Below are 21,770 nucleotides of genomic sequence, written 5' to 3'. Positions count from 1 at the left end.
AGATCCGGTGGGGAGATCGTGTGCGGGACGTCACCTCAAGGCTGGTGAATGCCCCCATTTCTTCGCACACCTGCTCGCCGCAGATGAATAAAAGGGAAATCGGTCCCGGGAGTTGCGGAATATTTGAACAGACCCCGTCACACCCCTCGTACCACTGGGAAAGATGAGAGTCAGGTGTTCAGCGAGGGATGGCCATGGTCAAGGCGCACGTCTCCACACACGAGTTGGTGGCCGGAAGGTACCGACTCCTCGATGTCGTCGATCGCGAAACGAACCGGGTCTCCTGGTACGGCGAGGACACCGCATCCGAGCGCCCGGTCGTCCTCACCCAGATCCAGCTCCCGCCCGATCCCCGGGAGCAGACCGCCCGCCGGGCCATCGCCCGGGTGACGCGCGCGTCCGAGATCCTCGGGCTGGTGCTGCCCGGCCGGGTGGCCGCGGTGATCGACGTCGTCGAGGAGTTCGGCACCCTGTGGACGGTCGCCCAGTGGATCGACGGCACACCGCTCAGTGAACTCCTCGAACGGCAGGGCACGTTCAACTACGTGCGGGCGGCACGCATCGCCCTCGAAGTGCTCGACGCGCTGGAGGCCGCGCACCGCGAGGGGATCGTGCACGCCGAACTCAGTCCCGGCCAGGTGTTCGTACGGGACCAGGGACCGGTCGTGGTGACCGGCTTCGGCCTGGCGGGCGCCACGTCCGCGTCCCGGGTGGGCGCGCCCTCGTACGCCTCGCCCGAACAGGCCCACGGCGCGCGCCCCGACCCGTCGGACGACCTGTGGGCGCTCGGCGCGATCCTCTACGCGATGGCCGAGGGAAGGCCGCCCTTCCGTGACCGGGGGCGGGCCGACGCCACGCTCAAGGCGGTCGACCGGCTGCCGCTGCGCAGCCCGGTACGCGCCGGCCCTCTCGCCCAGGTCATCCAGGGGCTGCTGCGCAAGAACGCCCGGGAACGGCTGACCGCGCCGGTGGCGCGGGACGCCCTGCTCCGCGTCATCAGGGACGAACCCGACACCTCTGACGAAGCAGTGCCCTCTGTCCGGCTTCGCGGCACCGGTGCCGCCATCGCCGCGCGGCGCGCCGGCCGGAATCTGAACAGGCGCGGTCCCCGCAGGTTCGTCCTCGTCGGTGCCGCACTGGCGGCCGTCACCGTCGCGGTCCTCGCGACGACGGACAACCTGCCCGGCATCGACGCCTCGGCGTCCGGCGCCGACACCACCCCGCCGGTGGTCGCCCCGGTTCCGTCCCTGCCCGTCACCGGCGGGAACACCGCCCTTCCCGACCAGACCTCCGCACCCAGCACCGCCCCCTCCGTACCGCCCTCACCGACGCCCTCGGCACCACCGGCCGCGTCGCCCACTCCCTCGGCGACCGGGGGCACCGCCGAAGCACTGCCCGCGGGGTTCCGGGTGTACAACGCCCCGGAAGGGTTCTCCGTGGCCCTCCCCCAGGGGTGGAAGCGGCTGAGCGAGGACGTCTCCCCCGGCAACGTCGCCTACCGCATCGTGTTCGGCGCCGACGGCGACCCGCGGACCCTGACCATCACGTACAGCCAGCTGCTCCGCTCCGATCCCGTGGCCGTGTGGCGCGACGACGTCGAACCCGTCCTGATCCAGGCGGACATCGGCTTCCAGCGGATCGGCGCGATCCGGGCGACGACCTATCGCGGCCGGAGCGGCGCCGACATGGAGTGGCTGTCCGACTTCGAGGGCACCCGGATACGGACATTCGGCCGTGGCTTCCTCACCGGCGAGAACACGGGCTACTCGCTGCGCTGGACGACACCCGCCGCCGACTGGAACGACACCGCCAACCGGCAGGCGCTGGACGCCTTTTTCCGGACCTTCAGAGAGTGAACCGCGTTCAGCCATGGGCGGGGACACGTGTCCACCACCGGGTGTGCGGACTCGGTGACGGGCCGGGACCGGGGTCGGGCCGGGTCTGTCAAAGCATCGTCAATGCCCGCATATAGGCTGCCTGTCTGTACCTTTCGCAGTCCGTCCAGCCTGCCCGGGAGAGTCACCTGTGACCGTAGCGATCGCCCCGTCCGAAACGCCGGAGATGCCTGAGCCTTCCGAGACACCCGAGGTGGCCCCCGTATCCGAGGTGGCCCCCGTGTCCGAGGAGTTCGACGGGTCCGAGTGGTCCGAGCCGTCCCCCGAGCCCGACGAGCCCGTGGAGGCCGCCCTCGACGCCGCCGACGTGTCCCCCCTCGTGGCGCGCGACGCGCAGGAGTTCGGGGCCTACGCACGGACCGGGGGCTGGGCCTTCGGGCTGAAGGTGGCGCGGAGTGTGCGGCCCGGTGGCCAGAGCGCCGGTGAGACGCCGAAGGTGTCCGCCAAGGAGTTCGCCGCTCTCGCCGACTGCTCGCCCGAGCGTGTCATGCGCTACTACAAGGCCTGGGACAAGGCCGCCGACGACGGTGTCGTCCCGCACTTCGAGGCGCTGGCCCCGGGCGCGGAGGCCGAACTCCCGGGCGCCGACCTGTGGCTCACGTACTACAGCTCCCGTTCCAGCGCCGGTTCGGAGCGCGGCGCCGCCATCACCGAGGCCGCCGAGGCGGAGGGCATCCGGCCGACCAAGGCGCTGGAGGTCGCGGAGAACCCCACCGCGCTGCGGGCCGCGATCATGGCCGACCCCTCGACCGCCCGCGCCGCCCGGCACGCACTGCTCGACCGGATCAAGGAAGACCCGGATCTCCAGGCCGAACTGGCACGCGACATCGTCCGCACCGACGACCTGAAGAAGGCCGTGGCCTCCGAGTCCCGGTCGGCCGACCGGGTCGGATACGTCCGCCAGATCGCCGAGTCCGGCCAGGTCAAGACGCCCGCCGGGCAGACCATCGATGCGCCCGTCGACCTGCGCCAGGAGGCCGAACGGCATCTGTCCCTCCTCGACGAGCTGGACGAGGACGAGGACACCGGCGAGTGGGCGAACGAGGCCTACGACACCCTCAAGAACCTCGTCGTCGAGGCGGTCGAGGCAGACCCCGAACTGCGCGTCTCGGAACGGCGGACGAAGTTCTACAGCAGCCTGACGAAGGCCACCAAGGCGTTCGAGGAGCTGACCTTCGACGACGTCCAGGAGTTCGCCGAGGACGACATGGTCCAGCAGCTGGAGGAGCTCCAGGAGGCCATCGCCTCGTGCATCACGGCGCTGCGCGGAGCCCGCACACCGTCCGCGTGACACCTGAGGACACGGGCGCCCCGAGCTGAGTACTCCTACTCATGCCCGGGGCCGGAGCGCTCCGCCACGATGATGCTCCCACCACAAGGAGCGTTCCGATGCCCGCAGTCGACAACACCCCGCACGCCCTCCCGACGGCCACCGACACCCCGCGGCGGCACCTTCCGGCGCTGCTCGCCGGCCTGGTGGCCGTCGCGCTCGCGGTGTCGGTGTGGCAGCCGCACGACCTGATGACCTGGTTCCTGGAGACGGTCTGGATCCTCATCGGACTGCCCGTGCTCGTCCTGACCTGGCGGCGCTTCCCGCTCACGAACCTGCTGTGCTGCCTGCTCGCGCTGCACGCGCTCGTCCTGATGGTGGGCGGCCACTACACCTACGCGCAGGTCCCGCTGGGCGACTGGGCGCGCGACACGTTCGGCCTCGACCGCAACCCGTACGACCGGCTCGGCCACCTCATGCAGGGCTTCGTGCCGGCCGTGCTCGTACGGGAACTGCTGAGCCGTACGTCACCGCTGCGCGGCAGCCGCTGGCTCGCGCCGCTGACCGTGTGCGCCTGCCTCGCCTTCAGCGCGGTGTTCGAGATGTTCGAGTGGGCGGCGGCCGTGATCGGCGGCGCCGCGGCCGACGACTTCCTGGCCACGCAGGGCGACGTGTGGGACACGCAGTGGGACATGTTCTGCGCGCTGATCGGGGCGACCCTCTCACTGCTCCTGCTGAGCCGCGTCCACGACCGGCAGCTCGCGGCGGTACGCGCTCAGTCCGTGGTGTAGCGGTGGCGCGTCCACAGCGGCAGCACGAACCAGCAGGCCAGGTACCAGGCGACGATCCCCGCGACCAGCCAGGGCACGTACGCGTCATGGGTGGCCGCCCTGAGTACCAGCAGCAGGGCCGAGGTCATCGTGGCGAGCAGCAGCACCAGACCGGTGAAGGTCAGCCGCGACGCCCAGCGCACGGCCTCGGGTTTCACCTGACGGCCGGAGACGATCCGGTGCAGGGCGACCGGTCCTATCAGGGCGCCGGTGGTGGTTGCGCCCAGCACGACGGTGATGATGTAGATCGTGTGCTCCGTGGCGTCCAGCTGCTCGTATCTCGGGGTGAACACGACGGTCAGCAGGAAGCCGAACAGGATCTGCACACCCGTCTGGGCGACCCGGACCTCCTGGATGAGCTCGCCCCACTTGCGGTCGGCCCGCTCCTCCTTGGTCTCGTCCCGCCCCCGGTCGAGCGTGTCGACCCCATTCTCAGTGTCCGCCATGGTTCCTCCTGGCCTCCGCGTCCTGACATTCCTGTGCGGATCCGGGTTCCCCGTGGAGCCGGATTCGATCAGATCGCGGCCGGGCGGTTTGGCCGATCGGCGGAGCGGCTACCCGGGACGCACCACAGTGACCACGTCGAAAAGGAGGTCCGGCCATGTCCGGTACGCAGCTCACCCTCACGGTCAGCGGCGGCAACGCCGCCGACGCGCAGACGGTCGTACGAGCCCTGGAGTCGGCCTTCGGCCCCGCGGACGAGTCCCCGGGAGACGACGACGCGCCGTCGACGGTGCACACGGCCGCGTTCACCGTCGGCACGGAGAACCTCGAACCCGGCCGTCCGGCCAGGTCACCGCTGTCGGCGCCCGTGACGGTCACCGTGCAGGGCACACCCGCGGCCGTCCGCTGCGCGGGTGACACCCTCACCGGTACGTTCACCACTCAGGACCGGGGCAGTGTCTCCGGCGACCAGGAGCAGGAACGCCAGCTGCTCCTGGAGCCGTGACACGCGTACGACGATCCGCTACCAGCGGCTCTCCACCTGCGCCTTGATCCGGCGGTCGTAGAGGTCCCGGATCGCGGCCAGCGTCTCCAGCGACAGCGGCGGCAGGGCGGCGGTCGCCGCGTTGGCGCGTGCCTGCTCGGCCGAGCGGGCACCCGGGATCACCGTGGTGACACCGGGCTGCTGGAGGATCCAGCGCAGGGCCAGCTGCGCCGGGGTGTACCCCTCCGGGGCCAGGGCGGAGAACTCGGCCGCCGCCTCGACGCCGGTCGCGTAGTCGACACCGGAGAAGGTCTCGCCCTGGTCGAAGGACTCGCCGTGGCGGTTGTACGTGCGGTGGTCGTTCTCGGGGAACACCGTGTCCTTGGTGTACTTGCCCGAGAGCAGGCCCGAGGCGAGCGGGACCCGGGCGATGATGCCGACGCCCGCCTTCTCCGCGGCCGGGAGCACCTCGGCGAGGGGCTTCATGCGGAACGCGTTGAGGATGATCTGCACGCTGGTCACGCCCGGGCGGGCGATCGCGGTGATTGCCTCCGCGGAGGTCTCGACGCTGACGCCGTACCGCGCGATGCGCCCCTCCTCGACCAGGGTGTCCAGGGCGTCGAAGACCTCGTCGGAGGAGTAGACGGGGGTCGGCGGGCAGTGCAGCTGCACCAGGTCGATCCGGTCGACGCCGAGGTTGCGCCGTGAACGGTCGTTCCAGGCACGGAAGTTGTCGAGGACGTAGTTCTCGGGGATCTGGTCGAGACGGCGGCCCATCTTGGTCGCGACCAGGACATCCGGCTCGGGCCTGCCGCGCAGGAAGGTGGCGATGGTCTGTTCGCTGCGTCCGTCGCCGTACACGTCGGCGGTGTCGAAGAAGGTAACTCCCGACTCGACCGCCGCGTCCAGCACCGCGAGGGCGTCCTTGTCCTCCACGTCGCCCCAGTCGGCGCCCAGCTGCCACGTTCCGAGGCCGATGACCGACGCCCGCTGACCCGACCTACCGATTACACGCTCGTCCATGACGTCAGTCTGTCATCCGCCCGCAGGTCCGGGCGGCCGGGGCCCGCCCGGCCCCGTCACAGGGTGAGCAGTGCCTGCACGGTGGAGGCGTACCGGTCCACGATGTCGTCGATCGTCGCCGCCCGCAGGTGCGTTCCGCGGGCGATGCCGTACATGACGCCCAGGCCGAGCAGAGTGGCGACGGCCAGTTCGGCGCGCAGGCCCGGGTCGGGGCCGGGGAGGCGGCCGGCGAGGCGGTCGCTCACCTGGGTGCGGAAGTTGGCGCGCATGATGTCGCCCCGGTCGCCCTGGAAGGGGGCGAACACGATCCGCAGGACGGGGTCGGCGCCGCGCTCGGTCTGGCCGGTGAGGAGATGGCGGACCATGTGGCGGCCGAGGTCGTCCAGGGGTGCGTCGAGGAGGGCGTCGGCGTCCTGGTCGAAGGACATGACGCGGGCGAAGAGGCCGTCCTTGTTGCCGAAGTACTTCAGGATCAACGGCGGGCTGACACCGGCGCGTTCGGCGACCGCCTTGAGCGTGATGTCCGCCTGGGCGTGGCGGGCGAGGAGGTACCTGGCGGCGCGCAGGATGGCGGCCCTGGTCTGCTCGGCGTCCCGGCGCGGGGCCACGGCAGGTGTCGGCTCGGTGTCGGGGCCGGTCGGCGGTGGTGTGTGCACGGTGCTCATGCTCCCTCCATCGCCTCGTCCCGCGCTCCCCGTGTGCGGTCACGGGCGCGCCGGGTACCGTCGGTGACCAGGTCGCCGGGGATGGTCAGGGCCGCCGTGCAGGCCAGCAGGGCGACGACGCCGGCCATCGCGAAGGCCAGCAGGTAGCCGTGCAGGGTGGGCACCGCGACACCGGCGACCGGGCTGGTGTGGCGTACCAGCACGGCTACGACGGCGGCACTGCACATGGCCTGGCCGATCGTGCGCATCAGGACGTTGACGCCGTTGGCGGAGGCGGTCTGGCCGGGCGGTACGGCCCCCAGGATCAGCATCGGGAGCGCCGAGTACGCGAAGGTGGTGCCCATGCCGACGACTGCGGCGCCCACGATGATCATCCACAGGTCGCGGCTGTCCGCGATGCGCACCACGTAGCCGAGCGCGATGACCGCCGTACCGACGGCCAGGGTGACGCGCGGCCCGTACGCCGCGGAGACCCGGGCCGAGACGGGCGAGAACACGAGCATGACGATGCCGCCGGGCAGCAGGACGAGGCCGGTCTGGACGATGGACAGGCCGAGCCCGTACCCGGTGGCCTCGGGCGCCTGGACCAGCTGGGCGGTCACCAGGGAGTTGGAGTAGAAGGCGAACCCGGTCAGCAGGGCGGCGACATGGGACAGACCGACCCGGGGCCGGGACACCAGCCGCAGGTCCACCAGGGGCTGCGGGGTGCGCAGTTGGTGCCACCACCACAGGCCGAGCACCCCGACGGCGCCGATGAACAGTCCCAGGACACGCGGGCCGGCCCACCCCCACTCACCGCCCTCGACGATTCCGAGGAGCAGACACACCAGCCCGACCGCCAGCCCCAGCGCGCCCACGACGTCGAAGCGCCCCGGTTCCCGGACGGGTGACTCGCGCACCGCCCACCACACCGCCGTCACGCCCACCGCGCCGAGGCCGGCGGTCGCCCAGAACATGACGTGCCAGTTCGCGTACTGGACGATCAGCGCGGCGAGCGGCAGCCCCAGAGCGGCGCCGATCCCGACGGTCGCGCTCATCAGCGCGACCGCGCTTCCCGTGCGCTCGGGCGGCAGTTCGTCGCGCAGGATGCTGATCGACAGGGGGATGACGGCGGACGCGGCCCCCTGCAGAGCGCGCGCCGTGATGAGCACGCCGATGTCGGAGGACAGGGCGCACATGACCGAGCCGAGGACCATCAGCCCGAGCGCCGCGATCAGTACCCGCCGCTTGCCGTACATGTCCCCGGCGCGGCCCAGCACCGGGGTGAGGACGGCGCCGGACAGCAGGGTCGCGGTCACCATCCAGGAGACCGCGCCGGGTGAGGCACCGGTCAGCCGGGGCAGGTCGGGCAGCAGCGGGATGACCACGGTCTGCATGACCGCCATGAGCATCCCGCCGAACGCCAGCGCCGGAACGGTCATCCGGTCGCGCAGGGGCCGCGGGGCGGGCATCTCGCGTGGGGCGGACATCGGGACTGGCTGGTCCATCGGCACTCCAGCGGCCGGCCGCTCTGCGCGACACGAAAAGAAAGAGGTGAATGGCGATTCACCATAGCGGTGAATCGCCATTCACCCAATAACACCGGCCGTGACCAGGCTATTTTCCGGAGACCCCGGACTCTTCCCCGGTACGGGAGGCCAGCGCGCGTGCCTGCGCGGTCCGGGCGAGCTTCGGGCCCAGCCATCGCTTGAACCGGCGCAGCGCTTCGAGGCGCCCCGCCGCCCGGTCGATGCCGTAGTACAGCTGGGGCGGCACATAGGGCAGCAGCGGCGAGTGGCGCTGGCCGAGCAGCGCGAACATCCGGGCCGGGGGCAGCCGGATGTAGCGCGGCAGGTTCTCGTACCACTGGGCGCTGTAGCGGGCCGCGCTCTGGATGGAGAGCAGTTCCGACTTGCGCCGCTCCTCGTAGGCGGTGAGGGCCGCGGGGAGTTCGGGATGCGTGTGGAGGGCCTCGTCCAGGGCGAGGGCGTCCTCCAGGGCGAGGGTGGTGCCGGCGCCGATGGAGTAGTGCGTGGTGTGGGCGGCGTCGCCCAGCAGGACGAGGTTGCCGTGGTGCCAGGCGCGGTTGGTGAGGGTGCGGAAGTTCAGCCACTGGGCGGCGCCGTCGTCGGCCGAGCGCCCGATCAGGGGGTGGCCGTCCAGCAGGTCGCCGAAGAGCTTCTCCAGCAGTGCCAGGCCGTCGGCCTCGTTCGCCCGGTCGAGGCCGAGCCCGCTCCAGGTCTCGGGGGAGCACTCGACGACGCAGGTGCTGTGGTCCTGGCTGTAGCCGTAGCCGTAGCACCAGATCCAGCCGTGCTCCGTCTCCTTGAAGCCGAAGGTGAAGGCGTCGAAGACCTTGGTGGTGCCGAGCCAGATGTACCGGTTGCGGCCGTCCCTCAGGCTGGCGCCGAAGTGTTCGGTGTGCTGTTCTCGCAGCGCGCTGTTGACGCCGTCGGCGGCCACGACGAGGTCGCCGTCGGCCAGTGCGCCGGCGTCGGTGATCCCGTGCTCGAACTCCAGCCGTACGCCGAGCTGTCGGGCCCGGTCGGCGAGGATGTCGAGGAGCTTGTGGCGGCCGATGCCGAAGCCCTCGTCGCCCGGGTGCCGGGTCGCGCTGTCGCCCACGTGGGCGACTCCGTGGTCCCAGGACACCGAGGCGTCCCCGATGGCCCGCGCGGACTCGGGGTCGCGCTCGTGGAGCCTGTCGAGCAGTCCGCGCCAGTAGGTGACGCCCCAGCCGTAGGTCGAGCCCGCCGGGTCACGCTCGTACACGGTGATGTCGTGGGACGGATCCCGCAGTTTCAGCAGGATCGAGAGATACAGGCCGGCGGGCCCGCCTCCGACACAGGCAACCTTCACACACACCCCTAGAGATTACGGAAGGTGGTCAGTTCGCGTCGGAGAGTAGCAGGATGTGAGCACACCGAAATGCCGTCCGTCATGGGACGGCCGGTGTGGTCGGGTGCGCTCAGACGTCAGCTGTACGGCACTCGGGGTGACCCCAGCCCTGGGCGTTCTTGGCGATGGTCTCGCCGGCCGCGTAGGCCCGTCCGCAGACGCAGCGGCCGGGGAACTTGGCGTTGAGGGTGCGGCTGGAGTTGCCGCTGCGCGGCCGGGCCGTCTTCGTGGCGGACGTCTTCGGGGCCGAGGAGCGGGGGGTGTCGGGCGAGGCCGGGGGTTCCGGGGAGCCGAGGTCGCTGCCGGCCGACAGCTGCACGATCGCGGCCTGGCTGGCGGCACGGTCGGCGAAGTCGTTGAGCTTGTCGCCGTCGACCTGGTGTGCGGGCACATAGCGGAACTCGACCGAGCGGCCGTCGAGCAGTTCGTCGATACGGACGACGAGTTCCTGGTTGGCGACCGGCTTGCCCGAGGACGTCTTCCAGCCCTTGCGCTTCCAGCCGGGCAGCCAGGTGGTGACGGCCTTCATGGCGTACTGGGAGTCCATCCGGATCTCCAGCGGTACGTCCGGCGCGACGGCCGTCAACAGCCGTTCCAGCGCGGTGAGTTCGGCGACGTTGTTGGTCGCCCGGCCGAGCGGCCCGGCCTCCCAGCGAGTGGGGCTCTCCGAGCCGTCGGCCACCACCCAGGCCCAGCCCGCCGGTCCTGGATTTCCCTTAGAAGCCCCGTCGCACGCGGCCACCACTCGTTCACGCATGCGCTCGATCATGCCATGCGTGCGACGGGCTCCCGGCCCTCCGTCGGCCGCCTCCCTCAGCCCACGTCCGCCGACTTGGGCATCTCGCCCGCCGTCGTCGTGACGTCGATGACGGAGAAGTTGGCGCCCTGCGGATCGCTCATCGCGGCGAACCTGCCGAACGGACTGTCCATGGGCCCGAAGCGGAGCACGGCGCCGAGCTTGGTGGCCGTGGCGACGGCGCCGTCGCAGTTGCCGACGGTGAAGTACACGTTGATGTACGGCGGCATCTCGGGCGGGAAGTCGTCCGTCATCCGCATCCGGCCGAGGACCGTGTTCTCGCCGTTCCCGCCGTTCCCGCCGTTCCCGCCGTTCCCGCCCAGGTTGTACATCCGGAAGTCCATGGCGTCGTCCTGCACCTGCTTCGCCGAGTAGCCGAAGACGGTCTGGAAGAAGGTGTCCGACTTCTCGGTCTCGCGCGTGAAGACCTCGGCCCAGCAGTACGCGCCGGGCTTTTCCGGTCCCGCTTCGAAGCCCTCGTGGACACCTCCCTGCCAGACACCGAAGGCGACACCGCTGGGGTCACGGGCCAGGCACATGGTGCCGAACTCACCCACCTGCATCGGCTCCATCAGCAGCTCACCGCCGTTGTCACGGATCTTCGCGGCGGTGGCGGCGGCGTCCGGCGAGGCGAGGTACAGGCACCACGCCGACTGCCCCTCCTGCCCGGGCATCGGCGGGACGACCGCGGCGACCGCCTTGCCGTCGGCGTACGCCTGTGTGTAGTTGCCGTAATCCGACGACGACTCGCCGAAGGTCCAGCCCAGCACCTCGCCGTAGAAGCTCTTGGCTCCCTCGACGTCACTGAACATCGCGTCGGCCCAACAGGGGGTTCCCTCAGGTTGCACGGCCATGGCTTCGGCCTCTCCGGTCTGGTCGATCTCGTCGGGTGTCCGGAACTCTCACGCTAGCCAGGCTTCGTCCGGGACGCGCGTCGAGCGACCGGGGCTGTTACAGACGGGAGGGGATGCGCCCTGAAGGGGCGCGGGGAACTGCGCGACAAGCCCCCACCGACGCGCAGCCAACGGACAACCCACAGGGCAGGGCAATAACACACCCTTACGGTCTGATAATTTCATCGGCGCTCGTCTCCTTTAGCCCCGCCCCTATCTCCAGGTGTCCAGATGTCCGCTGCACGGGTGCGCCGTCCAGCTATGCGGCATGCCCGCGGCAGCGCCCCGCACCTGCTGGCCGTCCTGGTCCTCGTCCTCGCGACGTTCGTGTTCTCCTGCGCCGGCGCCCTGCCCTCGCCGGACACCGGGCCCGATCGGTCGACGTCGGCGCACGTCGTGCACATCGCCGACCGGGACCCGTGCCAGGAGGGGCCGCACCACGGCTGTCACACCCCCGGGCACCCCGGCGTCCTCAACCACGCCCCGTTCATCGGCGCGGACCGGCCCGCCGCACTGGACCAGCCGGGCACCGCCCCCGCCCGGCTGCCGCTCGGCCCGTCCCGGACCCCTGGCGCCGCCCGCCCTCCCGATCTCCACGAACTGCAACTGCTCCGGGTCTAGACCCTGGTCGGGCCCGCGTTCCCTCGGGCCGAACCGCTCAGCCACGACCACGACCGTCACCCCAGCTTGCAGCGCCGCGCCCGGAGACAGGCACGGCACGGAGAAGGACATCCCATGGGTACATCCAACGCCAAGGCGAAGACCTCGGCCCGCCGCGCCCACATGGAGGAGCTGCGCAAGGCCGAGCAGGCCCGCGAGCGCCGTATGCGTCTGCTCACGTTCGGCGCGACCGCCGTCATACTCGTCGGCCTGGCCGGCGGCGGCTGGTTCCTCGTCGACTCGGCCCAGGACAAGGAGGAGGCGAAGGCCGCGGCGAAGGCGGCGCCGATCTCGGGTGTGAAGAGCTGGTCCAAGCTCACCCAGAACCACGTCGCCAAGGCCGTCACGTACAAGATGAGCCCGCCCGTGGGCGGTGACCACAACCAGGTGTGGGTGAACTGCGACCGGCAGGTCTACACCAAGGTGGTCCCCAACGAGAACGCGGTGCACGCCCTCGAACACGGCGCCGTCTGGATCACGTACAACGACAAGGCCGCCGAGGCGGACGTCAAGACCCTGTCCGAGCGCGTGACCAACACGTCGTACACCTTCATGAGTCCGTACGAGGACCAGTCGTCGCCGATCGTGCTGAGCGCCTGGGAGCACCAGCTCAAGGTGGACAAGGCGTCGGACCCGCGAGTCACCGAGTTCCTCACCAAGTACGTCCAGGGTGAGCAGACTCCCGAGCCCGGTGCCGCCTGCACCAACGGGATGACTCCCTGAACCGGGCGTCGGCCGCGGGGCGTTCGCAACGGACGGCCCCGCGCCGGCGCCCGCGTTTCCGTACCGTCGAAAATCGGTGGACTACAGTCCCGGCGGCGGCTGTGATGGTCGACATGTGCGCCCTGAAGATGCATGCGGACGAGGCGGAGATCGATGCCCCGCTGGTCCAGCACCTGATCGCCCTGCAGTTTCCCGAGTGGGCGGGTCTGCCCGTGGAGCGGCTGGAGTCCGCCGGGACCGAGAACGCCATGTTCCGGCTCGGCGGGGACCTGGTGGTCCGGCTGCCGAGGCATCCCGGCGCGGTGGGCAGCATCGAGCACGAGCAGCGCTGGCTGTCCCTGCTGGGGCCGCGCCTGCCGGTCGCCGTGCCCGAGCCGCTCGGGCGGGGCGGCGCCGACGAGGGGTTCCCGTGGCCCTGGTCGGTGTACGGCTGGCTGGACGGGCGGAATCCGGCGGTCGACGCCCTCGACTCCCCCGAGACGCTGGCCAGGGAACTCGCCGATTTCATCCGCGCCCTGCGCAGCGTCGACGCCGGGAACGGGCCGCCCCACGCCCGGGCCGTTCCGTTGTCGGCGCGAGATACGGAGACTCGCGCGGCTCTCGCCCAGTCGGCAGGGGCGGAAGCGGTGGACACGGTGGCGGTCACCGCCATGTGGGAGGCCGCCCTGCGAGCTCCTGAGCACGCGGGACCGCCGGTCTGGGCGCACGCCGACCTCTCTCCGGGCAATGTGCTGGTCGCCGAGGGGCGGCTGAGCGCCGTGATCGACTTCGGCTGTACCGGGGTCGGCGATCCGGCCGTGGATCTGATCGTGGCCTGGAACCTGCTGCCCGCCGACGTCCGGGACACCTTCCGTGAGGCGGTCGGCGCCGACGACGCCGAATGGGCGCGCGGACGCGGCTGGGCGCTGTCGATCTCGCTGATCCAGCTGCCGTACTACCGGGAGACGAATCCGGTGCTCGCGGCGAACTCCCGGCATGTGATCAGGGAGATCCTGGCCGAGCACAGCGGCCGACAGGCCTGAGCCGCCCGGGACAGGGGGCGGCTCGGCGCCGGCCGGGTTCGTCCCTACTCCCCCGCGTACGCCTTCTGGAGGGCGGCGACGTCCAGCTTGCTCATCGCGTACATGGCCTTGGTGGTGCGGACGGCCTTCTCCGGGTCCGGGTCGCTGATCATCTCGATCAGGCCCTCCGGGACGACCTGCCAGGACAGTCCGTACTTGTCCTTGAGCCATCCGCAGGGGCCGCCCTCACCGCCGCCCTCGGTGAGCTTCGCCCAGTAGTGGTCGACCTCCTGCTGGTCGGCGCAGAAGATCTGGAAGGAGACGGCCTCGGTGAACTTGAACTGCGGGCCGCCGTTCAGGGCGACGAACTTCTGGCCGTTGGCCACGAAGTCGACGGCCAGCACACCGCCGGCGGGGGCGGGTCCGGCCTCGTTGTAGTAGCCGGTCCTGCCGAGGGACGAGTTCTTGAAGACCGAGACGTAGAAGTGAGCGGCTTCCTCTGCCTGGCCGTCGAACCAGAGACACGTGGTGAAACCGTCGGTTGTCATGGGGTACCTCCTGGAGCGGGAACGCTGTCACCTCTTTCGACCGATCCTCGGGCGGAAACTCATCGGTGGCGCGATGAGTTGTTCCATCGGTCGGTCTCGGAGGCGACGCCGCGTTTCGCCGACCATTCGACGAGTTGATCCGTTGACGAGTTGATCAACCGATCAACGGGTCAACGGGTCAACGGGTCATTGGCCTACCCTGCCGTCGACGCACTCGCGCAGGAGGTCGGCGTGGCCGCAGTGCCGCGCGTACTCGTTGACGTGCGCCGCCAGGACATCTCGCAGCTGAATCTCCCCGCCTGCCTCGGCGCCGAAGTCGGAGAAACCGGCGTTCGTGGTGCCGAGGTCGGCGACGCCCGCGACGAAACGGTCGGTGAGTTCCGTCTCCACCCGCCACTGCTTCCAGGCGTCCTCCACGACCGCGGGATCGGCGACCGCGCCGTTCCAGTCGCCGTCGTCGTCGGTGCGGTACAGCTTCGGCGCGTCCTCACCGGCCATCACCCGGCGAAAATGCCGTTCGTCCTCGGTGAGGTGCCGCACCAGCCCGAGCAGCGACATCGTGGACGGCGGTACGGAGCGCCGGGCCATCTGTTCGGCGTCGAGACCGGCGCACTTCATTTCCACGGTGAGGCGGTAATGGCGCAGGCCCTCGATCAACGTGCCGCGTTCGTCGACGATCTCGGTGTCGGTCTCGCGCGGATCGTCGTCCGGGTCGACCCACATGTCGTCATAGACGGTCGCGACCGTCCACCGAGTCGCCGTCGTCCCGTTGTCGTGCGCGCGCGAGTCCATGGGGGCATGCTCGCGCGCGTCGACCCGCTCCGCCACCGATTATTGGGCCAGTGGAGGAAGCCCGCGCTCCTTGCGCCAGTGCACGAAGCGCGGCGCGGGCGGGAAGTCCAGGCTGTACGAGGGGAGTTCGTTCACGAAGAGCCTGCGCAGGAACTCGACCATGCCACAGGGGACGACCTCGCAAGTCACCGAGCCATGACGGGCGAAGAGCAGAACAGGCCACTTGTCGGGGTCCGGATCGCTGGTCATCCAGCACAGGATGTCGGCGTGGTTGGTGTAGCCCCAGGCGAGAATGTGCTCCGGGTCGAGGTCGAGGTCATCCTGGTCGGGGCCCTCCTCCTCCCAGGCCAGGCTGGCGTTCCCCGTCTCGTCCTCGAAGTCGTCGGGGGAGAATTCGTAGGCCCCGGTGGGAAACGGCGCGAGGATTCCGATCTCGTGGAAGTCCTCCTCGGAGCCGATCCCGCCGACGCCGTACACGGACATGAAGTCCATGTAGTCCCGCGGAAACCTGGTGCCCCACCGCGCTTCGGCCGCCTCCCAGTCGATCTTCTCCCCCGCGCCGGGCGGTGGAGGCAGTAGCTGCCGCAACGCCGCGATCCCCGTCAGGTCTTCCATGGTGGTCCCGCCTTTCGATCAGGTCGGCAGGAGTCTAGGAGGCACCACTGACACCGGCGTTTGACGAGCATTGCCGCATTGACGCGCCACGCCGGCATGCGCGACGATCCCGCCGATAGAGGGTCGTGAGGGCCTCCCCCCGCACCCCTCTCGGGGTCGGAAATCGCTGTGAGGCCGACGTCACAGTTCAGCCGAGGTCAAGGTCACAGCCTGGCGCTCTCCTGCGGCCGGACCTCTCTGCCCTAGCATCCGGGCATGACAGTCCTGCCCAACGACGGGCTCTCACTGGCCGCCGAGTTCCCTTCCACGACCCATGAGCAGTGGCAGCGCCTGGTGGAAGGCGTCCTGCGCAAAGCGGGCAAGGAGGTCTCCGCCGCGACAGCCGAGGACGCGCTGTCCACCGCCCTGGAGGACGGGCTCACCACCCGCCCCCTCTACACGGCGGACGACGAGGCTCCCGAGCCCGGCTTCCCCGGCTTCGCCCCCTTCGTACGCGGCGGACGCCCCGAGGGGAACACCGTCGGAGGCTGGGACGTACGGCAGCGGCACGCGACCCTCGTGGGCGACGCGGTGCTCGGGGACCTGGAGAACGGCGTCACCTCGCTCTGGCTGGCCGTCGGCCCGGACGCGATCCCGGTGGCGTCGCTCGCCCGGGCTCTCGACGGCGTCTATCTCGACCTGGCCCCCGTCGTCCTCGAAGCCGGACCGGACGTGGAGCCCGCGGCGCGGGAGTTGCTGCGGCTGTACGAGGAGCGGGGCGTCGCCAGGGAGGCGGCGCGCGGCAACCTCGGCGGCGACCCGCTGGGCCACGAGGCCCGCACCGGTGAGGAGTTGGCCTTCGCGCCGGTCGTCGAGCTGGCGCGGCTGTGCGCCGAGCAGTATCCGGGGCTGCGTGCGCTGACCGTGGACGCGCTGCCGTACCACGAGGCCGGCGGCTCGGCCGCGCAGGAGCTGGGCGCGTCCCTGGCGACCGGGGTCGCCTACCTGCGGGAGCTGACGGAAGCCGGGCTGTCCGTCGAACAGGCCTGTGCACAGCTGGAGTTCCGGTTCGCGGCCACCGCCGACCAGTTCCTGACGATCGCCAAGCTGCGCGCGGCCCGGCGGCTGTGGGCGCGGGTCGCCGAGGTCTCCGAGGCACCGGCGGCGGGAGCACAGGTGCAGCACGTCGTGACCTCGCCGGTGATGATGTCGCGCCGCGACCCGTGGGTGAACATGCTGCGCACGACGGTCGCCACGCTGGCCGCCGGGGTCGGCGGCGCCGACTCGGTCACCGTGCTGCCCTTCGATCACGCGCTGGGCCTGCCGGACGCGTTCGCGCGCCGTATCGCCCGCAACACCTCGACGATCCTGGTCGAGGAGTCGCATCTGGCCCGGGTGATCGACCCGGCGGGCGGCTCCTGGTACGTGGAGCGGCTGACCGACGAACTCGCCCACGCGGGCTGGGAGTTCTTCCAGTGGATCGAGGGCCTGGGCGGCCAGAGCGCCGCACTTCGCTCCGGCCGACTCGGGGAGGCGCTGGCCACCACCTGGGCGGCCCGTTCCGCCAAGCTGGCCAAGCGGCGCGAGCCGATCACCGGGGTCAGCGAGTTCCCGAACCTCGCCGAGCGTCTCCCGGACCGCGAGCCGGCGCCCGTACCGCCGCCCGGAGGGCTCCCCCGGGTGCGGCGCGACGAGGCGTACGAGGTTCTGCGCGCCCGCTCCGACGCCCACCTCGCCGCCACCGGATCCCGGCCGCGCGTCTTCCTGGCGACCATCGGCTCGGCCGCCGCCCACAGCGCGCGGACGACCTTCGTCTCGAACCTCTTCCAGGCCGGCGGCATCGAGACCGTCACGGACGGCACCTTCGCGGACAGCGGCGCCACCGAAGCCTGCCTCTGCTCCAGTGACACGCTGTACGAGGAGCAGGCCGCCACCGTGGCGGCGGAACTGAAGGCCGCCGGCGCCTCGCAGGTGTTCCTCGCCGGCCGTCCCGGGCAGTACACGGACGTCGACGCGTACGTCTTCGCGGGCTGCGACGCCGTCGCCGTGCTCTCCGCCACCCTCGACCGCATGGGAGCGTCCTGATGGGAATCCCCGACTTCTCCGGAATCGAACTGGGGACCCCGACCGCCAACACCGGCGCCGACGACTGGCGTACGGCCGTCAAGGCGACCACCGGCTCGGAGGGAACCTTCTGGGAGACCCCGGAGGGCATCGCGGTCAAGCCGCTCTACACCGGCCGTGACCTGGAGGGTCTCGACTTCCTGTCGACGTACCCGGGTGCCGCCCCCTATCTGCGCGGCCCGTACCCGACGATGTACGTCAACCAGCCGTGGACGATCCGCCAGTACGCGGGTTTCTCCACCGCCGAGGAGTCCAACGCCTTCTACCGCCGTAACCTCGCGGCCGGCCAGAAGGGCCTGTCGGTCGCCTTCGACCTGCCCACGCACCGGGGTTACGACAGCGACCACCCGCGCGTGACCGGTGACGTCGGTATGGCGGGTGTGGCGATCGACTCGATCTACGACATGCGGCAGCTCTTCGACGGCATCCCGCTGGACAAGATGACCGTGTCGATGACGATGAACGGCGCGGTGCTGCCCGTCCTCGCGCTGTACATCGTGGCGGCGGAGGAACAGGGCGTGCCGCCCGAGAAGTTGGCCGGGACCATCCAGAACGACATCCTCAAGGAGTTCATGGTCCGCAACACCTACATCTATCCGCCGAAGCCGTCGATGCGGATCATCTCCGACATCTTCGCCTTCACCTCGCAGCGGATGCCCCGCTACAACTCCATCTCGATCTCCGGCTATCACATCCAGGAGGCGGGTGCGACGGCCGATCTGGAGCTGGCGTACACGCTCGCGGACGGGGTCGAGTACATCCGGGCGGGCCGTGAGGCGGGGATGGACGTGGACGCGTTCGCGCCCCGGCTCTCCTTCTTCTGGGCGATCGGCATGAACTTCTTCATGGAGATCGCCAAGTTGCGCGCGGCGCGCCTGCTGTGGGCGAAGCTGGTCAGGCAGTTCGACCCGCAGAACGCCAAGTCCCTTTCCCTGCGCACCCATTCGCAGACCTCGGGCTGGTCGCTGACCGCGCAGGACGTGTTCAACAACGTGACGCGTACGGCCGTGGAGGCGATGGCGGCGACACAGGGCCACACCCAGTCGCTGCACACCAACGCCCTGGACGAGGCGCTCGCGCTGCCCACCGACTTCTCGGCGCGCATCGCCCGCAACACCCAGCTGCTGATCCAGCAGGAGTCGGGCACGACCCGGGTCATCGACCCGTGGGGCGGCAGCGCGTACGTGGAGAAGCTGACGTACGACCTCGCGCGCCGCGCCTGGCAGCACATCGAGGAGGTCGAGGCGGCGGGCGGTATGGCGCAGGCCATCGACGCGGGCCTCCCCAAGCTGCGCATCGAGGAGGCCTCGGCGCGCACCCAGGCCCGCATCGACTCGGGGCGCCAGCCGGTGATCGGCGTCAACAAGTACCGCGTGGAGACCGACGAGCAGATCGACGTGCTCAAGGTCGACAACTCCTCCGTACGCACCCAGCAGATCGAGAAGCTGCGGCGGCTGCGTGCCGAGCGCGACGAGCGGGCGTGCCAGGACTCGTTGGACGCGCTGACCCGGGCGGCGGGCGGTGAGGGCAACCTGCTGGAGCTGGCGGTGAACGCCGCCCGCGCGATGGCGACGGTCGGGGAGATCTCCGACGCGCTGGAGAAGGTGTACGGGCGGCACGCGGGCCAGATCCGTACGATCGCCGGGGTGTACCGCAACGAAGCAGGCGAGTCCCCGTCCGTCGACCGCACCCGCACCCTGGTGGACGCCTTCGAGGAGGCCGAGGGGCGCCGGCCGCGCATCCTGGTCGCCAAGATGGGCCAGGACGGCCACGACCGCGGCCAGAAGGTCATCGCCACCGCCTTCGCCGACCTCGGTTTCGACGTCGACGTCGGCCCGCTGTTCCAGACCCCGGGCGAGGTGGCCCGGCAGGCGGTGGAGGCGGACGTCCACATCGTCGGGGTGTCCTCGCTGGCCGCCGGGCACCTCACCCTCGTACCGGCGCTGCGCGAGGAGCTGACGGCCGAGGGCCGGGAGGACATCATGATCGTCGTCGGCGGGGTGATCCCGCCGCAGGACGTGCCGACCCTCCTGGAGATGGGCGCGGCGGCCGTGTTCCCGCCCGGGACGGTGATCCCGGACGCGGCGTACGACCTCGTCGAGCGGCTCTCGGCCGACCTCGGGCACGACCTGTGATCGATCTCGACGCGTACGTCAAGGGCGTGCTCGACGGGAAGCGGGCGATCGTGGCGCGAGCCATCACCCTCGTCGAGTCGACCCGGCCCCAGCACCGGGCGCTGGCACAGGAGTTGCTGACCGCGCTGCTCCCGCACAGCGGCCGGGCCCGGCGGATCGGGGTCAGCGGGGTGCCGGGGGTCGGGAAGTCGACGTTCATCGACGCGTTCGGCACGATGCTGACCGGGCTCGGGCACCGGGTGGCGGTGCTCGCGGTGGACCCGTCGTCCAGCCGTACGGGCGGCTCGATCCTGGGCGACAAGACCCGGATGGAACGGCTGGCCGTTGACCCGGCGGCCTTCATCCGCCCCTCCCCCACCGCGGGCACGCTGGGCGGGGTCGCCAAGGCGACGCGCGAGTCGATCGTGGTGATGGAGGCGGCGGGCTACGACGTCGTGCTCGTGGAGACGGTCGGCGTCGGCCAGTCCGAGACCGCCGTCGCGAACATGGTCGACTCGTTCCTGCTGCTGACGCTGGCCCGCACCGGCGACCAGTTGCAGGGCATCAAGAAGGGCGTCCTGGAGCTCGCGGACGTGCTCGCCGTCAACAAGGCGGACGGCCCGCACGAGCGCGACGCCCAGGCCGCAGCACGGGAGTTGGCGGGCGCCCTGCGGCTGATGCACGGCAGGGACGCGGCCTGGACCCCGCCCGTGCTGACGTGCAGCGCCCGCGAGTCGACCGGCCTGGACACCGTCTGGGACCGCCTCGAACAACACCGCGTCCTGCTCGACTCGACCGGCCGCCTCACCGCCAAACGCCGTGACCAGCAGGTCGACTGGACCTGGACGATGGTCCGCGACGAACTGCTGGGCCGTCTGCACACCGACGAGGCCGTACGTGCCGTCACCCCAGGCCTCGAACAGCAGGTCAGGAACGGCGAGTTGACGGCCACCCTCGCCGCCGAGCGCATCCTGAAGGCATTCGGCGGCGGCTGAGAACCAGGGCCGGCCCGTCGAGTTCGGGGCCGCCGGACACGGGGCGGGCTCAGAGGGGTGTGGCGGGGTGCGGGATGAGGCGCCGGTCAACGCCATGCAGGCAGTCGGCTCAACAGGGATACCCCCAGGCGCGGGCGAGGTCGCGCAGCGCCTCCGGGACGTCCTCGGCGTCCGGCAGCGGTCGGGCCTGCTGGATCTTCCCGGACTTGATGTTCTCGCTCCAGTCACCGATGAACGGCACGAAGGGGCCGTGATCGACCTTGCGGTAGTCGAGCATCTTCGGTGTCCAGGGCGCACCGAGATATGCGCAGACCTCCCGGGTGACCGCCTCGGGCCGCTCCGTCAGGTCCTCGTAGCGGACCGTGAGACCGTCCAGCCCGTTCCTGGCCGCTTCGACCGCCTCGACGTACATGCGCACCTCCCGTACGGTCGCGCCGAGGTCGCGGTCGGGACGGTTGTTGGTCAAACTGCTCACCATCGACGCGGGGTGGCGCAGCAGGAAGACGTACCGGGCCTTCGGCCAGCCCTCCGCGAGCCGCTCCCAGAAGCCCGCGTTGCCCGGCGTCTTGTCCACGATGATCTGCTTGCCGCTGCGCACGAGTTCCCGGTGCAGGATGCGGTCCCACAGCAGGTACTCCAACTCGCGCTGATCGAGGTCGAGTTGGGCCATGGCCTTGCTGGTGTACGGCTTGGTGAGGTCGACCGCCAGGGTGCGCAGGTGCATCTCGTGCGGCGCCCGGATCTGCGGGTGGCTGTTGAGCAGGACCCGCAGGAGCGTGGAGCCGGAGCGCACGGAGGAGATCACGAACACCGGGTCCGGGACGAGCCGGTGGGCCGACTGCGGCACAGGCGGCTCCGCGAACTGCCGCACGCGCCGTCTCAACCCACGAGCCACTCGGCGTACTTCCGGACCGACCAGGACCATGACCGTGCCTCCTTGCCCCCCGGCGTTCAGAACCCCAACTCCCCCTTGGGTGCTTGACCATCCTGTGACCAATGCCTGGGTCCGCCATGGGAAAGGAATGAGAAATTCCTGAGACCC

21 protein-coding genes are annotated in these 21,770 nt (G+C 70.6%); 10 read left to right on the top strand and 11 right to left on the bottom strand.

From position 1 onward, the window contains the following. The first annotated feature begins 194 nt into the window (after window positions 1-194). From G3I71_RS01160 to G3I71_RS01150, 3 genes are all read left to right on the top strand, one after another. On the top strand, window positions 195-1,856 hold the full coding sequence (locus G3I71_RS01160) for a serine/threonine-protein kinase (RefSeq protein ID WP_164312059.1): 1,662 nt from the start codon (window positions 195-197) through the stop codon (window positions 1,854-1,856). Window positions 1,857-2,025: 169 nt separating this feature from the next. Next, window positions 2,026-3,186 (top strand): hypothetical protein, encoded by a 1,161-nt coding sequence (locus G3I71_RS01155; RefSeq protein WP_343242803.1) that lies wholly within the window; start codon window positions 2,026-2,028, stop codon window positions 3,184-3,186. Window positions 3,187-3,284: 98 nt separating this feature from the next. Then, window positions 3,285-3,956, top strand: a complete 672-nt coding sequence (locus G3I71_RS01150) for a DUF2238 domain-containing protein (RefSeq protein WP_203728971.1) — start codon at window positions 3,285-3,287, stop codon at window positions 3,954-3,956. On the opposite strand, the gene G3I71_RS01145 is transcribed toward G3I71_RS01150, so the two are convergent. Further along, window positions 3,941-4,441 carry a DUF6328 family protein gene (locus tag G3I71_RS01145; RefSeq protein ID WP_164311945.1) on the bottom strand — a complete coding sequence of 167 codons (501 nt, stop codon included), beginning with the start codon at window positions 4,439-4,441 and terminating at the stop codon, window positions 3,941-3,943. The two genes, G3I71_RS01150 and G3I71_RS01145, sit on opposite strands and share 16 nt — an antisense overlap. 155 nt (window positions 4,442-4,596) lie before the next feature. Between G3I71_RS01145 and G3I71_RS01140 the strand changes: the two genes are divergently transcribed. Beyond that, a complete protein-coding gene (locus G3I71_RS01140; protein WP_164311944.1) occupies window positions 4,597-4,944 on the top strand; it encodes a hypothetical protein in 348 nt (115 codons plus the stop codon). Window positions 4,945-4,962: 18 nt separating this feature from the next. On the opposite strand, the gene G3I71_RS01135 is transcribed toward G3I71_RS01140, so the two are convergent. From G3I71_RS01135 to G3I71_RS01110, 6 genes are all read right to left on the bottom strand, one after another. After that, a complete protein-coding gene (locus G3I71_RS01135) occupies window positions 4,963-5,946 on the bottom strand; it encodes an aldo/keto reductase (protein WP_164311943.1) in 984 nt (327 codons plus the stop codon). 56 nt (window positions 5,947-6,002) lie between these two features. Then, window positions 6,003-6,611 (bottom strand): TetR family transcriptional regulator, encoded by a 609-nt coding sequence (locus G3I71_RS01130; RefSeq protein ID WP_203728969.1) that lies wholly within the window; start codon window positions 6,609-6,611, stop codon window positions 6,003-6,005. Next, entirely contained in the window at window positions 6,608-8,098 is a 1,491-nt protein-coding gene (locus G3I71_RS01125; protein WP_164311942.1) for an MFS transporter, read from the bottom strand. The genes G3I71_RS01130 and G3I71_RS01125 overlap by 4 nt, the downstream gene beginning before the upstream one ends. Window positions 8,099-8,207: 109 nt before the next feature. After that, window positions 8,208-9,455, bottom strand: coding sequence for an FAD-dependent monooxygenase (locus G3I71_RS01120; RefSeq protein ID WP_164311941.1), 1,248 nt, complete (start codon window positions 9,453-9,455; stop codon window positions 8,208-8,210). Window positions 9,456-9,558: 103 nt separating this feature from the next. Beyond that, window positions 9,559-10,257, bottom strand: coding sequence for a ribonuclease H (locus G3I71_RS01115; RefSeq protein WP_164311940.1), 699 nt, complete (start codon window positions 10,255-10,257; stop codon window positions 9,559-9,561). A 44-nt stretch (window positions 10,258-10,301) separates the two neighbouring features. Continuing rightward, window positions 10,302-11,138, bottom strand: a complete 837-nt coding sequence (locus G3I71_RS01110; RefSeq protein ID WP_164311939.1) for a VOC family protein — start codon at window positions 11,136-11,138, stop codon at window positions 10,302-10,304. Window positions 11,139-11,408: 270 nt separating this feature from the next. On the opposite strand from G3I71_RS01110, the gene G3I71_RS01105 reads away from it, so the two are divergent. The 3 genes from G3I71_RS01105 to G3I71_RS01095 all read left to right on the top strand — a co-directional run bounded on the left by G3I71_RS01105 (window position 11,409) and on the right by G3I71_RS01095 (window position 13,582). Next, entirely contained in the window at window positions 11,409-11,798 is a 390-nt protein-coding gene (locus G3I71_RS01105; RefSeq protein ID WP_164311938.1) for a hypothetical protein, read from the top strand. A gap of 114 nt (window positions 11,799-11,912) precedes the next feature. Further along, window positions 11,913-12,560, top strand: coding sequence for a DUF3105 domain-containing protein (locus G3I71_RS01100; protein WP_164311937.1), 648 nt, complete (start codon window positions 11,913-11,915; stop codon window positions 12,558-12,560). 113 nt (window positions 12,561-12,673) lie between these two features. After that, the gene (locus tag G3I71_RS01095) at window positions 12,674-13,582 is read left to right on the top strand and encodes an aminoglycoside phosphotransferase family protein (protein ID WP_164311936.1); all 909 of its coding nucleotides are present in this window, start codon (window positions 12,674-12,676) and stop codon (window positions 13,580-13,582) included. 44 nt (window positions 13,583-13,626) lie between these two features. Here G3I71_RS01095 and G3I71_RS01090 read toward each other — a convergent pair whose 3' ends face one another. The 3 genes from G3I71_RS01090 to G3I71_RS01080 all read right to left on the bottom strand — a co-directional run bounded on the left by G3I71_RS01090 (window position 13,627) and on the right by G3I71_RS01080 (window position 15,516). Further along, the gene (locus G3I71_RS01090; RefSeq protein ID WP_164311935.1) at window positions 13,627-14,109 is read right to left on the bottom strand and encodes a VOC family protein; all 483 of its coding nucleotides are present in this window, start codon (window positions 14,107-14,109) and stop codon (window positions 13,627-13,629) included. Between the two features lie 186 nt (window positions 14,110-14,295). Further along, window positions 14,296-14,901 (bottom strand): DinB family protein, encoded by a 606-nt coding sequence (locus G3I71_RS01085; RefSeq protein WP_164311934.1) that lies wholly within the window; start codon window positions 14,899-14,901, stop codon window positions 14,296-14,298. A 39-nt stretch (window positions 14,902-14,940) separates the two neighbouring features. Continuing rightward, window positions 14,941-15,516, bottom strand: coding sequence for an SMI1/KNR4 family protein (locus tag G3I71_RS01080; protein WP_164311933.1), 576 nt, complete (start codon window positions 15,514-15,516; stop codon window positions 14,941-14,943). A 255-nt stretch (window positions 15,517-15,771) separates the two neighbouring features. Between G3I71_RS01080 and G3I71_RS01075 the strand changes: the two genes are divergently transcribed. From G3I71_RS01075 to meaB, 3 genes are read left to right on the top strand one after another with little or no spacing between them, the layout of a single operon-like run. Next, on the top strand, window positions 15,772-17,580 hold the full coding sequence (locus G3I71_RS01075) for a methylmalonyl-CoA mutase subunit beta (protein ID WP_164311932.1): 1,809 nt from the start codon (window positions 15,772-15,774) through the stop codon (window positions 17,578-17,580). After that, window positions 17,580-19,754 (top strand): methylmalonyl-CoA mutase, encoded by a 2,175-nt coding sequence (gene scpA, locus G3I71_RS01070; RefSeq protein ID WP_164311931.1) that lies wholly within the window; start codon window positions 17,580-17,582, stop codon window positions 19,752-19,754. The genes G3I71_RS01075 and scpA overlap by 1 nt, the downstream gene beginning before the upstream one ends. Continuing rightward, window positions 19,751-20,728 (top strand): methylmalonyl Co-A mutase-associated GTPase MeaB, encoded by a 978-nt coding sequence (meaB, locus tag G3I71_RS01065; protein WP_164311930.1) that lies wholly within the window; start codon window positions 19,751-19,753, stop codon window positions 20,726-20,728. The genes scpA and meaB overlap by 4 nt, the downstream gene beginning before the upstream one ends. Window positions 20,729-20,837: 109 nt before the next feature. Here the strand turns inward: meaB and G3I71_RS01060 are convergent, their stop codons facing one another. Further along, a complete protein-coding gene (locus G3I71_RS01060) occupies window positions 20,838-21,599 on the bottom strand; it encodes a sulfotransferase (RefSeq protein WP_343242801.1) in 762 nt (253 codons plus the stop codon). Between the last annotated feature and the right edge of the window lie 171 nt (window positions 21,600-21,770).

The sequence above is a fragment of the Streptomyces sp. SID12501 genome (assembly GCF_010550245.1).
Taxonomy (GTDB): domain Bacteria; phylum Actinomycetota; class Actinomycetes; order Streptomycetales; family Streptomycetaceae; genus Streptomyces.
The sequence above is the reverse complement of the archived record's forward strand: the minus strand, read 5'-3'. Positions and strand labels throughout refer to the sequence as shown.